Origin of the sequence: Nostoc sp. CHAB 5836 (genome assembly GCF_020829445.1) — a bacterium.
Taxonomy (GTDB): domain Bacteria; phylum Cyanobacteriota; class Cyanobacteriia; order Cyanobacteriales; family Nostocaceae; genus Nostoc.
Genome location: NZ_JAIVFV010000043.1, coordinates 1 through 13,726, shown reverse-complemented (window position 1 = coordinate 13,726; position 13,726 = coordinate 1). Strand labels below are relative to the sequence as shown.

16 protein-coding genes are annotated in these 13,726 nt (G+C 45.2%); 4 read left to right on the top strand and 12 right to left on the bottom strand.

The features are described from left to right. Positions 1 to 45 precede the first annotated feature (45 nt). The 10 genes from rpsQ to rplC all read right to left on the bottom strand — a co-directional run bounded on the left by rpsQ (position 46) and on the right by rplC (position 5,442). Positions 46 to 294, bottom strand: coding sequence for a 30S ribosomal protein S17 (rpsQ, locus tag LC605_RS11225; RefSeq protein ID WP_094349093.1), 249 nt, complete (start codon positions 292 to 294; stop codon positions 46 to 48). A 6-nt stretch (positions 295 to 300) separates the two neighbouring features. Beyond that, the gene (rpmC, locus tag LC605_RS11220) at positions 301 to 528 is read right to left on the bottom strand and encodes a 50S ribosomal protein L29 (RefSeq protein WP_229547628.1); all 228 of its coding nucleotides are present in this window, start codon (positions 526 to 528) and stop codon (positions 301 to 303) included. Positions 529 to 531: 3 nt separating this feature from the next. Beyond that, complete coding sequence (rplP, locus tag LC605_RS11215; protein WP_229547627.1) at positions 532 to 957, bottom strand: 50S ribosomal protein L16; 426 nt, start codon at positions 955 to 957, stop codon at positions 532 to 534. A gap of 101 nt (positions 958 to 1,058) precedes the next feature. Next, entirely contained in the window at positions 1,059 to 1,838 is a 780-nt protein-coding gene (gene rpsC, locus LC605_RS11210; protein WP_229547626.1) for a 30S ribosomal protein S3, read from the bottom strand. 54 nt (positions 1,839 to 1,892) lie between these two features. After that, entirely contained in the window at positions 1,893 to 2,249 is a 357-nt protein-coding gene (gene rplV / locus LC605_RS11205) for a 50S ribosomal protein L22 (RefSeq protein ID WP_229547625.1), read from the bottom strand. Positions 2,250 to 2,350: 101 nt separating this feature from the next. Then, a complete protein-coding gene (gene rpsS / locus LC605_RS11200) occupies positions 2,351 to 2,629 on the bottom strand; it encodes a 30S ribosomal protein S19 (protein WP_229547624.1) in 279 nt (92 codons plus the stop codon). Positions 2,630 to 2,728: 99 nt separating this feature from the next. Beyond that, a complete protein-coding gene (gene rplB / locus LC605_RS11195) occupies positions 2,729 to 3,592 on the bottom strand; it encodes a 50S ribosomal protein L2 (RefSeq protein ID WP_229547623.1) in 864 nt (287 codons plus the stop codon). A gap of 123 nt (positions 3,593 to 3,715) precedes the next feature. Then, a complete protein-coding gene (locus LC605_RS11190) occupies positions 3,716 to 4,030 on the bottom strand; it encodes a 50S ribosomal protein L23 (RefSeq protein WP_179068331.1) in 315 nt (104 codons plus the stop codon). Continuing rightward, positions 4,023 to 4,661 carry a 50S ribosomal protein L4 gene (gene rplD / locus LC605_RS11185; RefSeq protein ID WP_229547622.1) on the bottom strand — a complete coding sequence of 213 codons (639 nt, stop codon included), beginning with the start codon at positions 4,659 to 4,661 and terminating at the stop codon, positions 4,023 to 4,025. Before rplD ends, LC605_RS11190 begins: the two co-directional genes overlap by 8 nt. A gap of 148 nt (positions 4,662 to 4,809) precedes the next feature. Then, positions 4,810 to 5,442, bottom strand: coding sequence for a 50S ribosomal protein L3 (rplC, locus tag LC605_RS11180; protein ID WP_229547621.1), 633 nt, complete (start codon positions 5,440 to 5,442; stop codon positions 4,810 to 4,812). A gap of 1,136 nt (positions 5,443 to 6,578) precedes the next feature. Between rplC and LC605_RS11175 the strand changes: the two genes are divergently transcribed. Further along, entirely contained in the window at positions 6,579 to 7,055 is a 477-nt protein-coding gene (locus tag LC605_RS11175; protein WP_229547620.1) for an NAD(P)H-quinone oxidoreductase subunit N, read from the top strand. Positions 7,056 to 7,305: 250 nt separating this feature from the next. Here the strand turns inward: LC605_RS11175 and LC605_RS11170 are convergent, their stop codons facing one another. Then, positions 7,306 to 10,587, bottom strand: a complete 3,282-nt coding sequence (locus LC605_RS11170) for an efflux RND transporter permease subunit (protein ID WP_229547619.1) — start codon at positions 10,585 to 10,587, stop codon at positions 7,306 to 7,308. 149 nt (positions 10,588 to 10,736) lie between these two features. Continuing rightward, positions 10,737 to 12,167: an efflux RND transporter periplasmic adaptor subunit gene (locus LC605_RS11165; RefSeq protein WP_229547618.1), complete on the bottom strand. Its 1,431-nt coding sequence runs from the start codon at positions 12,165 to 12,167 to the stop codon at positions 10,737 to 10,739. A 329-nt stretch (positions 12,168 to 12,496) separates the two neighbouring features. Here LC605_RS11165 and LC605_RS11160 point away from each other — a divergent pair, with 329 nt between their 5' ends. From LC605_RS11160 to LC605_RS11150, 3 genes are all read left to right on the top strand, one after another. Next, the gene (locus LC605_RS11160) at positions 12,497 to 12,688 is read left to right on the top strand and encodes a phycobiliprotein lyase (RefSeq protein ID WP_229547617.1); all 192 of its coding nucleotides are present in this window, start codon (positions 12,497 to 12,499) and stop codon (positions 12,686 to 12,688) included. Positions 12,689 to 12,803: 115 nt separating this feature from the next. Continuing rightward, positions 12,804 to 13,118, top strand: a complete 315-nt coding sequence (locus LC605_RS11155; protein WP_229547616.1) for an RNA-binding protein — start codon at positions 12,804 to 12,806, stop codon at positions 13,116 to 13,118. 283 nt (positions 13,119 to 13,401) lie between these two features. Then, complete coding sequence (locus LC605_RS11150) at positions 13,402 to 13,716, top strand: UPF0175 family protein (protein WP_229547615.1); 315 nt, start codon at positions 13,402 to 13,404, stop codon at positions 13,714 to 13,716. The last annotated feature ends 10 nt before the right edge of the window (positions 13,717 to 13,726 follow it).

Genomic DNA, 13,726 nt, shown 5'->3' with positions numbered 1-13,726 from the left:
ATTATTCTCCCTTGTAATGTTGTTAGTTTGTAACAACGATGAGGTTTAAGTAGGCTTGACGTTCAGGACTTCTGTGATTTTCCAGCGCTTGGTTTTACTCAGGGGTCTAGTTTCCTGAATGCGAACGCGATCGCCTACTTTACACTGATTTTCTTCGTCGTGAACTTTATATCTTTGGGTGTTAACCACAATTTTGCCGTACTTGGGGTGAGGAGCGCGGTTTTCTATGGCGACTACCACAGTTTTTTGCATTTTATCGCTCACTACCAAGCCAACTCGTTCTTTAACTGCCATAATCTCCTACTTTTCTTCTTTAGCCGATTGACTTGCTGCCCGTTTGCGTTCTGTTTCTAGCGTCAGCAATTGAGCTAGGCGGTGGCGCAGTTGTCGAAATTGGTGGGGCTTTTCTAGTTGTCTGGTGGCTTTTTGCAAGCGCAACTGAAATAGTTGTCTTTTGATGGCGACAATTTCTTCAGAGAGTTTCTCGTCAGTTAGTTCTCTCGCTTCTGAAATCTTGGGAAGAGGCATAAGTTACTCCTGATCCTGTGGTTGAGAGCGCACAATAAACTTGGTTTTTATGGGCAGCTTAAATGAAGCCAAGCGCATAGCTTCACGCGCTATTTCTTCAGTAACTCCACCGATTTCAAACAAAATTCGCCCTGGCTTGACTACAGCTACCCAAAACTCTGGATTACCTTTACCGGAACCCATGCGGGTTTCAGCAGCACGCATGGTTACAGGTTTATCAGGGAAAATCCGAATCCAGATTTGTCCACCCCGACGAATATAACGGGTCATTGCCCGACGAGAAGCCTCGATTTGCCGGGAGGTAATCCAAGCAGGTTCTTGCGCTTGGAGTGCAAAATCACCGAAGTTGAGGGTACTACCACGGGTGGCTAGTCCCTCCATCCGTCCGCGCTGTTGTTTGCGGAATTTAGTTCTTCTAGGGCTTAACATGGTTTGTTACTTGTCATTTGTCATTTGTCATTTGTCCTTTGTCATTTGTCATCTGCCATTTACTAATGACTAATGACTAATGACTAATGACTAATGACGATTTATCCTTCATTTGAGCGGTCTTCAAATTGCTGGCGACGACGTTGTTGTTGACGGCGACGGGGTTCACGCTCGCGATCGCCACGATCACGAGGATCGCGGCTTACGGGTGGTAATGGAGCTGGTTCTTGTCCAGGAATAATTTCTCCTTTAAACACCCATACTTTGATACCCAAAATGCCGTAAACAGTTTTTGCTGTGCAATAAGAGTAGTCGATGTCAGCCCGTAAGGTATGTAAAGGTACTCTGCCTTCACGAGTCCACTCTGTCCGGGCGATTTCCGCACCGTTGAGCCGACCACTGACTTGGATTTTAATACCTTGGACACCAGCCCGTTGGGCACGCTGAATCGATTGCCGCACTACCCGCCGAAAGGAAACCCGACGTTCCAATTGTTGAGCAATGTATTCAGCAATTAGGTAGGCATCAGCATCAACTCGTTGAACTTCAACTACGTTAATGCGAATTTGACGATTACTACCCAACAGTCCTTGGAGTCCGGTACGTAAGGATTCGATACCTTGCCCACCACGTCCGACGACTACGCCTGGTCTAGCTGTGCGTACTTCTAAGTCGATTTGGTCAGCTTTCCGCTCAATCCGCACTTCGGAAATTCCGGCGTTGTTTTGAGCTTGTCTACCCAGCTTTTGTTCTATGTACTGACGGAGTTTGTAGTCTTCTTGCAAAAGTTCTGGATAGCGATCAGGAACAGCAAACCAACGGGATTGATGTTCATGTGTAATACCCAGGCGAAAACCAACTGGATGAATCTTCTGTCCCACGAATGCTTCCTCTAAAATTTCTTACTTTACGCAATTTATTCGTGTAAAAAAAGCTTATTTTCCTGGGGCGGCTGCAACGGCCACAGTAATATGACACGTCGGCTTGCGAATTTGGTAAGCTCGACCTTGCGCCCTTGGCTGGAAACGCTTTAACGGCGGCCCTTGATCGGCATAAGCCTGAGTAATCACTAGTTGAGTTCGATCTAATCCAGCGTTGTGTTCGGCATTGGCAGCAGCGCTTCTGAGAACCTTTAATATGGGATCAGTGGCGCGATAGGGCATGAATTCCAGAATGATTAACGCTTCTCGGTACGATCGCCCCCGGATTTGATCGAGTACGCGACGCACCTTGTAGGCCGAGATGCGGATAAAACGAGCGATCGCTTTTACTTCAGTAGTATCATTAGCCATAATTTTCTCCAATTTTGTCACTTGTCATCTGTCATTTGTCCTTTGTCCTTTGTCCTTTGCCCTGAGTTAATAACTAATGACTAATGACTAATGACAAATGACTACCTACCTGCTTTTTTGTCGCTTTTTCCATGACCCCTGTAGGTGCGTGTTGGGGCAAATTCACCCAATTTGTGTCCTACCATCTGTTCATTTACAAAAACTGGAACGTGTTGGCGTCCGTTGTGAACAGCGATCGTGTGACCTACCATTAGGGGTAAAATTGTCGAAGCTCGTGACCAAGTTTTAATAACTTCTTTTTTGTTATTGTCGTTGAGCTTTTCAATTTTCTTTAGAAGATGATCCGCAACGAAAGGACCTTTTTTTAGAGAACGACCCATAGTTAAATTTAGGAGTGAGGAGTTAGGAGTGAGGAGTTAGGAGTTAGGAGTGAGGAGTTAGATTCAACTCATAACTCATAACTCATAACTCCTAACTGTTTAAGATTCACGACCACCGCGACCGCGTTTAGAAGACTTACGGCGACGACGTACAATCAACTTGCTGCTGAGTTTCTTGCGATTGCGTGTCTTCGCACCCAATGTGGGTTTACCCCAAGGTGTAACAGGCCCTGATCTACCGATAGGCGCTCTACCTTCACCACCACCATGTGGGTGATCTACTGGGTTCATGACGCTACCTCTAACCTTAGGACGGCGACCTTTCCAGCGATTTCGTCCGGCTTTACCTGCACTCAGGTTTCTGGCATCGGTGTTGCCTACTTGCCCAATAGTGGCGTAGCACTCGCGTCGAATCAAGCGGACTTCTCCTGAAGGCAACTTGAGAGTTACATAATTACCTTCTTTTGCCACTACTTGAGCGCTAGCACCCGCAGCACGGACAATTTGACCACCTTTCCCAGGAGTGAATTCCACGTTGTGAACACTAGTACCCAAGGGAATCTTCCACAGAGGTAAGGCATTACCATCTTCAAAGGGAGACTCAGGGCCAGAAATAATTATTGTTCCAACTTTCAACCCGTTGGGGTGGAGGATGTACCGTTTTTCGCCGTCTTGGTAATACAAAAGGGCAATTCTGGCATTGCGGTTAGGATCGTATTCAATCGCCGCGACTTTGGCAGGAATATTATGTTTATCCCTTTTGAAATCGATGATCCGATAAAGCTGTTTGTGTCCGCCACCCCGGCGACGACTAGTAATCCGCCCGTGATTATTCCGACCTTTGGCGCGATGCTTTGAGGTTGTTAAGGATTTCTCTGGCTCGGTTTTGGTAATTTCCGCAAAGTCAGAGATTGTAACTTGGCGAGTGCTGGGGGTATAAGGGCGATAAGAACGAGTACCCATATTTTTAAGTGCTGAATGCTGTTAGCGATAGCGGGGCGTCTAGCCCGTGCTGAGTTGGAAATTTTGAGTGCTGAGTTTTGAGCGTAGTAACTCCTAACTCATAACTCCTAACTCCTAACTTTTTTAGACTTCTGGGAATAGAACTTGTCTAATCTTGTCTTCATCCCCAGGTGCGACGGTGATAATGGCTCGCTTATATTGGGGTTTATAACCAATAAATTTACCAACGCGCCGCTTTTTACGCGGTGGTAGGATGGTGTTGACTTTTACAACCTTGACCTGAAACAAGTCTTCGATCGCAGCCTTGATTTCTGGCTTAGATGCCTTTGGAATTACTTCAAAGGTATACTTATTCTGCTCCATCAAAATGGTCGCTTTCTCGGTGACGATTGGGCGACGTACTAAATCGGCAAGGTCACGGGGGTCAAAGCTAGGCACTGTAGACCTCCTGAATTTTTTCTAGGGCTGATGCCGTAACTACAATTTTGTCAGCGTGCAGTAAATCAAAAACATTTAGCTGGTCGGCTGCAATTAGTTTTAAATTTTCAATATTGCGGCCTGACAAATAAACATTATCTGTATCGGCAATCTCAGACAAAATTAACAGTGCCTTGCTTTCTGGTACTACTCCCCAACGAGCAAGTGCTGCTACTAATTCTTTAGTCTTCGGGCGAGATAGCTCGGTGCTAAATTCTTGTACTACGATCAAGTCGTCAATGCGGCTGACAAATGCTGTCCGCAGTGCTAAACGTCGCTCTTTGCGGTTCAACTTGAGGTTAAAGTCTCTCGGCTTTGGCCCAAAGATCACACCACCACCACGCCACAATGGTGAACGAATAGACCCTGCACGAGCGCGACCAGTACCTTTTTGTCGCCAAGGTTTACGACCGCCACCTCTGACTTCCGCACGGGTTTTTGTACTGGCATTTCCTTGACGAGAATTGGTCAGTTGCCGTACTAAGGCGCGATGCACAATATGAGACGCTGTTTCTTTTTTGGCAGTGCGCAACTCGAAGGTCGTCTCGCCGACCTGTTCTCCTTGCCAATTTTTAACTACGCTTTCAACCATCTTTGTTATTTGTCCTTTGTCATTGGTGAGCCACTGCGGTCTTGGGGTCTCCCCAAGTTAAGCACGTGGCGTCATTGGTCATTTGTCTTTTGCCATTTGTCCTTAGCCAATGACTAATGACTAATGACGTTTGACTAATGACTTTTGACTATCCCACTATTTTTGCAGGCACAACGCTGACTAGAGCGCCTGGTTTGCCAGGAATGGCTCCTTTAATTAGCAATAAGTTGCGTTCTGAGTCAACTCGCACTATGGTCAGTTTGCGGATTGTGATGCGTTTTCCACCTAAACGTCCTGCCATCCGCTTACCTGGATAGACACGACCGGGTGTTGTCCCAGCACCAATAGAACCTGGCGCTCTGTGGTTTTTAGAACCGTGTGACATCGGCCCACGAGCAAAGTTGTTGCGCTTCTGGTTTCCCGCAAAGCCGCGACCGATGCTTGTGCCGACGACATCGACAATTTGACCTGGGCTAAAAATATCTGCTTTAATCTGTTGACCTAAAGCATAATCACCAGAGCCATCGGTGTGATATTCATTTAGGTGACGCAATGCTGGGGCAGATGATTTAGCCAAATGACCCAGTAGTGGTCTGTTTAGTGCCTTTGGTTTGACTTCGCCATAACCAACTTGAATGGCAAAGTAACCGTCGGTTTGTTTTGTTTTAACTTGTGTAACGGTGCATGGCCCTGCTTGAATGACAGTCACAGGAATAGCTACTCCTGCTTCGTCAAATATTTGGGTCATGCCCAGCTTGGTGCCGAGAATACCTACAGACACAGTAACTGGTTCTCCTTTCTACTTGCTGACCTTGGAATTGGACTCTAGAGGACACGCTTTGTACGCATCAGTTTAGGCTGAGTTAGCCTGCGAAATTTGGAATGGCTTCAATAAACCGCTCCAAATGCTTGCGGACACAACAAACCGTGTCCGTACTGCTTGGTGAATCTGTTTAGCTTCACTCACTAGATCACCAGAACAGCCACAAGTCTCTTCCCATTGGGAAGGAGTAACTTCTGGAATCAATGCAAGGCGCTACAGCTTTAAGCTGTGTGCAGCAATGCTTTCGTCCAAGCAATTGCTCTGGCACTTTCTGGAGGCAGCGCTGTCGGCGGGGTTTTCCGATTTATATACGCCCGAAGGGCGACTTCCCGGAGATTGGCTACTGCCGTGTTGCAGTTGGACTTAAGCGGTTTTACCGCCCAGTATCCGTTAACTGAGACTGACGTAATGCCATGAAACCAACATTGCTGCTCAGTTTTACTTCCTTAAACACCTTAAACTATTGTTTAAAATTTTGCCTGCTTTTTCAGAGGCACAGGAGTAAATCTACTCTGGAGCTTAGGATTGGCTTTGGTTGTTCCTCCATAAGCTCCAATGTTGATCTGAAAGCTTTCTTAGTTTACCAGTCTATGATCAATCTGAGTTAGATTATCCCATTTGGGTTCAGTCATCAGCTTTTGATGCTAACACTACCTCAGAATGACAGTAAAAAGCCAACCTAATTTGCGTGTTTGGTCACAATCCAATAATATAAATTATTTATTTATGTTTGTCTAGTAGTTTGTAGAGTTATTTTTGGGAGTGGGGAGTGGGGAGATGGGGGAGATGAGGGAGATGGGGGAGATGAGGGAGATTAGGGAGACAAAAAGAAGAATCCATACCCAATGCTCAATACTTCGACAACTCTTGGAGACGCACTCGCGTTCGCGCTTGGTGAGTTTACGGTCAGCATCTCGACTTTGCTCGTTGGCGTAGCCTAAGAAGAGATGGAATCGCAGTCGAACTGCGTAGTCGAACGCGAGTGCGTCCTGCTCTTAAGGGCAGTACAAGTGCCCAATGCCCAAAAAAATGCTTTTAATCTATCGTTTCACGGTAAATAATAGAGATATCTAAGTGGGATAAGACGAAAATCTATGGCACTAATTACCACTGGCAATGGTTTAATCCGCGATTTGGAAAAATTTGGCGCTCTTGGAGTGTATGTACCTCTGGAAGGGGGTTATGAAGGTCGATATCAGCGCCGATTACGCGCAGCTGGCTATACTACTCTCCACATTACCGCTAAGGGACTGGGTGACGTAGCTGCGTATCTCACAAGAATTCATGGAGTCAGACCTCCTCATCTTGGGAAAAAAAGTACTGGTAGTGGTGCGGCAGTAGGTCAGGTGTACTATTTGCCACCTATTCTCAATTCTCATCTAGAACAGCTACCACCTAAATCAAAGGGGCTGGTCTTGTGGATTATTGAAGGGAATATTCTTTCTAATGAGGAAGTTGAGTATTTAGCGAATTTGCCTCAGCTAGAACCACGAGTGAAAGTAGTTATTGAAAGGGGTGGCGATCGCTCTTTCCGTTGGACTTCTCTAGAAAAGACTCTGTTAGCTAGCTAACACTTACAAAAGTGAGGAGTGAGGAGTGAGGAGTGAGGAGTGAGGAGTTAAAAGTTTCAAACTCCTTACTCCTTAATATTGGCAATCAACGGTATTGGCCTAAGTAAGTCGGTGAAAATAAATCAAACTATATGACGAAACGTAAATAGGCTTAAAACCCTTACCAATGACGAATGACTAAGGACAAATGACAGCCATAACCAGTTATCTTTAATCGCGCCGATCTACTTATGTGTAACTTAAATGCTCATTAGCTGGTAAGTTTTTTCGTAAATCCACGCAATCGGATTAACACTGGCTTCGCCCAATTTCCATTTAGTAAATCGTGCAGCAAAATATAAAAACAGGGGATGATAAATAATGTCAGCATTGTTGCGATCGCCATCCCAAAAAAAACTACAATTCCTAATGGCTGCAAAAACTCTGAACCTTCGCCAATACCTAATGCTAAAGGGAACAATCCCAAGATAGTGGTGACTGTGGTCATGATAATTGGGCGCAAACGTTGAGGAGCAGCTTTGATGATGGCAACTTGGCGAGTACAACCTTCTTCATCCCGAATTTGGTTCGCTAGTTCTACCATTAAAATCCCTGCATTCACCACAATTCCCACCAGCAGTACTACACCAACAATTACAGTTGCGCCAATTGCAGTTTGAGTAATGTAAAGTCCAAAAATTCCCCCAGCTAAAGCTAGTGGTACGGTGAACATAATTACCAATGGGTCGATCAGCGAATTATATTGCACCGCCATGACTACAAAGATTAAGAAGGTTGCCAAGGCTCCCAAAGTTTTTAAAGCATCCTGAAGTTGCTGATTAGTTTCTTGAGCAGAACTAGGCACAATGGAAATGCCATCAGGTAAGTCTACATCTTGGAGTACCTCGTTGAGTTCTGCGATCGCTTCACCAAGACTAGCTCCCTCGCTGAGATTGCCTGCCACAATAAAAGCTTGGCGCTGATTAATCCGTTGAACCTCACCAGGTGCTTGTCCTTCTTGAATGTTTGCCACATCTGAAAGGCGGATTAGTTGATTGTTTTCTGTAAATAGCGGTAATTGCTCTAACTGAGAAGGCCGCTGAATGGCTTCTTTATTTAGCTGCACCCGCACATCAACTAAACGATTACCGCGTTGAATTTGCGTCGGAACTGAACCTTCAATTGCTGTTTGAACTGTTGCACCAATTTGCTCGGCGCTCAACCCTAAAGCTGAAACCCTTTCCCAGTCGGGGCGAATTTGGATTTCCGGTTGTCGGGGGTCAGCATCTGGTCGGAATGTTGCTAATTTTGCTCTTTCTTGCAAAGCTTGCAGCACTTGTGCCCCTGCTTGCGTTAAGTTTTCTTCATTCTCACCTTGCAGAATCACGTCAACCTCTGACCCTTGCACTGGGGAATTACTCAAGATTAAACCCCGCACCTGACCAGGATTGAGGCGCAGCAGAATTCCCGCTAAGTTGAGTTTGTTAAATTCCTGAGTTACTTTTTTGACAAAGGCTTCGACATCTGTGCCTGGTTTAAGATTGATGGTGCTACTGGCACGTAAAGGATTTTCTGTAGTATTGCTACCAAATAAATTACCACCCACGGTTGTAAAAGCAGACTCGGTTTCTGGTTGTTTGAGCAAAATGTCATCGACAATTTGCATAACTTTTTGAGAAGTTGCTAAAGGTGTACCGGGAGGAAACTGCGCTCTTAAGTTAGCTTGACCAGTACTGATGCGAGGTAAAATTTCTTGGGGAATTTGACCAAACATAAAGAAGCTACTGCCGCCTAAAATGAGCAAAGCAGCAGTGACTACGAAAAACCGATAGCGTAAAACTTTGGTTAAGAAGTTACCGTATCCCCGTGTAGCATCTTCAAATCGGTGATTAAACTGTCTAAGCAGCCAAAATTCGCTGATTCCACTAGACCAGCGAATTCCCAAAAGTCGAGAAGACAGCATCGGCACCACTGTGATGGCAACGACAAGAGATGCTGCAACTGCGAAGCTAATTGTCAAAATCAGTTCATTAAATAGCAGTGCAATAAAGCCGCCAATTAAGAGAAATGGCACTACAGAAACTAAGTTGGCACCTGTAGCAGCAATTAAAGCAGATTCTACTTCTTGGGAAGCTGCGATCGCACTGTCAATAAAGAATTTGGAATTTTTGCCCTTTTCCCCTTCTTCCATCTCTCTCTGATTGGGAGTCATGCCCGCTTTTTCGGAAATGTTCTCCAAGATCACAACCGATGTATCAATTGCTTGACCGACTCCTAATGTCAGACCTGCCAAACTAAAAACATTCAAAGTTAAGCCAAATATTCTCATTAAAGCGATCGCTGCCAGAGTACACAACGGAATCGTCAAACTGATAATAAATGTTTGCCTGAATGACCCCAAAAATAACAACACTGCCGTTGCTGCTAATAATGCCCCAGAAATTCCCGAAAAGATGACATCATTTAAAGAATTGCGGATGAAGACAGATTCATCTGTGGTGGGACTCAAAATCATGTCTGCTGGAATTAAACCCGATTGTCGTAATTGTTCAATTCGCCGCTTCACAGCATCTACAACTGTGATTGTATTGGCCTCAGGCTGCTTTTGGACTGAAAATTTCACTGCTGGCTGACGGTTCAGGTAAACAAATAATCGCTGGTCTTCTGTATCGTCAATTACCTCTGCAAAGTCTCGCAAGTAGACGCGGCGGGGAAGGGATGAGGGGGATGAGGGGGATGAGGGGGATGAGGGGGATGAGGGGGATGAGGGGGAGGAAACTTCTAAGGAGAGGTTTTCGATTTCATTAGCATTTTGGAAGCGTCCTACAGTCCGAGTTAATGGCTCGGAATTTTGCCCCAGAATCCGACCGCCAGAAGTGTCTTGGTTACGGGCTGTTAATTCATCTAAGACATCATTTAACCCTACACCCAAAGCTTGCAATCGGTTTAAGTCAACAAGCACTCGTACTTCTTCCTCAGCGCCGCCAGATACGTCAACGGAAGCGACTCCTGGCACAACACTGAGTTCACGGGTTAACTCTTCATCAGCAAATACGCGTAAATCTTTACCTGGTAACGAAGCAGATGTCAGTGCCAATTCATAAACCGGCAATTGGGAGGGATCGACTTTAAATAAGCGTGGTTCCTCTATCGTATCTGGCAGTTGTCCTCGGCTTCGGTTAAAAGCAGCAGTAGCATCGTTGAGGGCTTGGTCAATATCGCCCCCTGGTTGGAAGTATAAATCGAGGCTTACCTGTCCCTCACGGGTGCGGGAAAAAACTTGTACTACATTCTCAGTTGCCCTTAAAGCTTCTTCTAAGGGTCTGGTAATTTCATCTACTGCTACTTCTGGGGAAATACCAGGGGCTTCTAGCCGAACGCCAATTCGGGGATAGGTAATTGACGGTAGAAGATCCACTTGGATCGTTGTGAGAAAAAATACGCCAATGACAATTACTGCCACAGTGAGCATGAGTGTGCCAATGTGTTGGCGGATAGCGATCGCACTAAGGCTAAATCCGCCATTGCCACTATTATTATTTGCCTGTTGCATAATACTACGTGATAAGTGCTAAGTGCTGACTACTAAGTACAATATTTCATAAATTCGTAGCCAATTCTCTGCGAACCTTTGCGCTTCCCTTTGCGCCCCTTTGCGTTTAAATTTCAACCCTGTCGAGGTATTGCGAATTGCCCACCCTACTATTGCTTTTCCGAAAGAATTGAAAGATTTACAGTGTCACCTTCTTTTAACGGCTTACCACTACGAACAACATAGCGCTCTCCCGCTTGCAAACCAGATAAAATTTCCACCTTGCCATCAGCCCTTTTTCCTAAAGTGACTGCACGCGTCGATACTTTCATCTTGCCTTCTGTGTCTTTCACCACAAATAGCGTTCCTGGTTGCTCTGCTTGCTCTCTCCCTGCTGCCTTTGCTTCCCCTGCTTGTTTTTGAATAGCTGTTTGCGGCACTACTACGCGCCGTTGAGTCTGGGTTTGAAAATTGACTCGCGCCAGTAGTCCACTACCAATTTTCCCTTGGGTGTTAGGAATTACTACCTCTACAGGTATCAAGCGAGCTGTGGCATCGGCTGCTGGAGAAATGCGCGTAACTCTGCCAATTAATGTTTCCTTGGGGAAGGCATCTAAGCGCACTTGTACAGACTGTCCAACTTGAATTTGTGACAGTTCTAATTCGGAAACTTGGACGACGACTTTGACACGGTTAAAGTCGCCAATTTTTAAGACTTCGCTACCTGCTTGCAAAAGATTGCCGGGTTCTGTTACCTTTTCTGTAACTATGCCAGTGATGGGGGATGTCAACCGAGCGTAAGACCTGCGCTCTTTGGTTTGAGCAACCAAAGCCTGTTGAGCAAGTACTCTACCTTGAGCAGCAGCGACGGCTTGTTGTTCTGTACGAACTTGCTCTTGGGCTGCCCGCAGTTCCTGGGCGGCCGTTTTTGCCTGGGTACGTGCTTGCTGGGCAGTTTGTGCTGCGATCGCTCCGGCTTTGAATAAATTTTGTTGGCGTTCTGAGTCTGCCTGAGCTTGTACCACTTCCAGCCGCGCCCGTTCAACGTCTGCACGGGCATTGCTTACCTGATTGGTTGCTCTAGCTACTTCTGATTTCAGGGCTGCTAGTTCTGCTTCTGCTTGCTTTAATTCGGTCAAAAGTATGGCATCATCTAACTGCCCGACCTTTTGCCCAAGCTTTACTGCATCGCCCACATCAAGGTTTAAAGCCAACAACTGGGCTTCTACCTGCGATCGCACTGATACAATCCGAAAGGGTGTTGTGTTACCTGTATATTCTGGTTGTGTTTCCAGCGTATCGGTTCGGGCGATCGCTACATCTACAGCCGTTGCACCACCACCTTGTCCCCTACCAAGACTCTGAGATTGTGCATCAGCCGATTCTTCCTTGGGAAGCGCTCCACAACTCGCTGTCAGCAGTCCTATGCCCAGCAAACAGGGAATCAATAATATGGATGTAAAAGGGGAAGATACCTTTGTATCTGCAACAGCCATATCAGTCTTCATAACTAAATCTAACTGGGTATTAATTACCTGGTTAGCGGCTGCGAAAGGTGAGATTTTCACCTGCTTGTGCGGCTTATTTCTATCCAAAATCATTTATTTTTCTTCTATTTTGGGAGGTTTTGGGGTTAAACAGCCGTGCATTACCAAGTAATTTTGAGACATTATGGCTAGTGAAAAGCGGCGAGAGTAAATTAACTATCTTCTTGCAGAATTTTGTATCAAAAATTACTTTTTATCCGGAAAAATTCTCACCACTTTAACTCATTACGTCAATGAGGTAGCTTTTTAGCTTCCGATGTAATTCTTAACTCAGTATAAATATTTTTAAATTTCTTGCAATCTGCCCTTATGTAGAAGACTTGCGTTTACTAGAGTTATTGCGTAAGTCCTATTACAGCGATCAATAGCCAGGAAAGTTACAAGTGATATCATTGCTAAAAATTGCACAAACCGCTAACGAATCGCAGATTTCAGAATTTTTCCAGGAATCAGCAGGTAAGTGGCGATCGCAATGCTCATTAGCTGAACAACTGCACAATATAACTTTTTATAACAATTTTTCAAACTTTCTCCCAGAAAGTTTAGTTGCTATGTCATCATGGGAAGTGAAATGAGAATTAATTCGGCGACAGTGTTTGTTTTTAGTATTGACAGGCTTTTCCCTTTTGGTATTACAGACTTCTCTCCGAAATCTAAATCTCTACAAACTTATGATTTTGGAGACATTTAATGTCAATTTACGTAGGTAACCTCTCCTATGATGTTACGCAAGATGCGCTGAGTGCTGTATTTGCAGAATATGGTGCTGTAAAGCGTGTTCAATTACCCACTGACCGTGAAACAGGTCGTTTACGCGGTTTCGCTTTTGTGGAAATGAGTTCAGAAGATGAAGAAGCAAAAGCTATTGAAGCTCTTGACGGTGCTGAGTGGCTTGGTCGTGACCTCAAAGTAAATAAAGCCAAGCCCAGAGAAGACAGAGGTGGTTCCTTCGGTGGTGGAAACCGTGGCGGTGGTGGCGGTGGCTACAACCGTAACCGTTACTAAGGTAAATAGGCGAAACTAACTTAGTTGAATCTAGAAAAGGCTCAGGCAGCAATGCTTGAGCCTTTTATATGTAAATTGCCGGGAGGAGGCGATCGCTTTTAAAAGGAGATGGTTGATATTATTAATGCAGCATAATCCAATACGCTCGGGTTAAGGATTTTCTGCAGAACCATAGGCCTGTAGAGACGTTGCATTGCAACGTCTCTACACTGTCCACTGGACAAGGGTTTTAGTCTTATCTAAACCGTATTGCAGCATAATGCAGCAATTTAGGACATAAATCATGTCTAATGTCACGATTAACCTGCCAGAATCCGTATTTAGCACCCGTCGCCTGAGTCCAGAAGAATTTGTGCGCGATATACGCCAAGCTGCTGCTATCTACTGGTATCAGAAGCAGGAAATCTCAATGGAGAAAGCAGCCAACGTTGCTGGGTTAAACCGCCGAGACTTTCTAGCCGTCCTAGCCCGTGAGCAAGTTATTGGACTTTGGACAAAAAAGAAGTGTTCGCGTTTGATTTACGCGAACTTACAATCTACGCATCATAAATTACCCCAGTTATTTTTCAAACTGAGTCCAACTGAGTTAAACGCCTAAAGCCTAAGAA

Coding starts and splice junctions, on each gene's coding strand:
- rpsQ (WP_094349093.1), bottom strand. CDS start 294: ATGGCAGTTAAAGAACGAGTTGGCTTGGTAGTGAGCGATAAAATGCAA.
- rpmC (WP_229547628.1), bottom strand. CDS start 528: ATGCCTCTTCCCAAGATTTCAGAAGCGAGAGAACTAACTGACGAGAAA.
- rplP (WP_229547627.1), bottom strand. CDS start 957: ATGTTAAGCCCTAGAAGAACTAAATTCCGCAAACAACAGCGCGGACGG.
- rplV (WP_229547625.1), bottom strand. CDS start 2,249: ATGGCTAATGATACTACTGAAGTAAAAGCGATCGCTCGTTTTATCCGC.
- rpsS (WP_229547624.1), bottom strand. CDS start 2,629: ATGGGTCGTTCTCTAAAAAAAGGTCCTTTCGTTGCGGATCATCTTCTA.
- rplB (WP_229547623.1), bottom strand. CDS start 3,592: ATGGGTACTCGTTCTTATCGCCCTTATACCCCCAGCACTCGCCAAGTT.
- rplD (WP_229547622.1), bottom strand. CDS start 4,661: ATGGTTGAAAGCGTAGTTAAAAATTGGCAAGGAGAACAGGTCGGCGAG.
- LC605_RS11175 (WP_229547620.1), top strand. CDS start 6,579: ATGGCACTAATTACCACTGGCAATGGTTTAATCCGCGATTTGGAAAAA.
- LC605_RS11170 (WP_229547619.1), bottom strand. CDS start 10,587: ATGCAACAGGCAAATAATAATAGTGGCAATGGCGGATTTAGCCTTAGT.
- LC605_RS11165 (WP_229547618.1), bottom strand. CDS start 12,167: ATGATTTTGGATAGAAATAAGCCGCACAAGCAGGTGAAAATCTCACCT.
- LC605_RS11155 (WP_229547616.1), top strand. CDS start 12,804: ATGTCAATTTACGTAGGTAACCTCTCCTATGATGTTACGCAAGATGCG.
- LC605_RS11150 (WP_229547615.1), top strand. CDS start 13,402: ATGTCTAATGTCACGATTAACCTGCCAGAATCCGTATTTAGCACCCGT.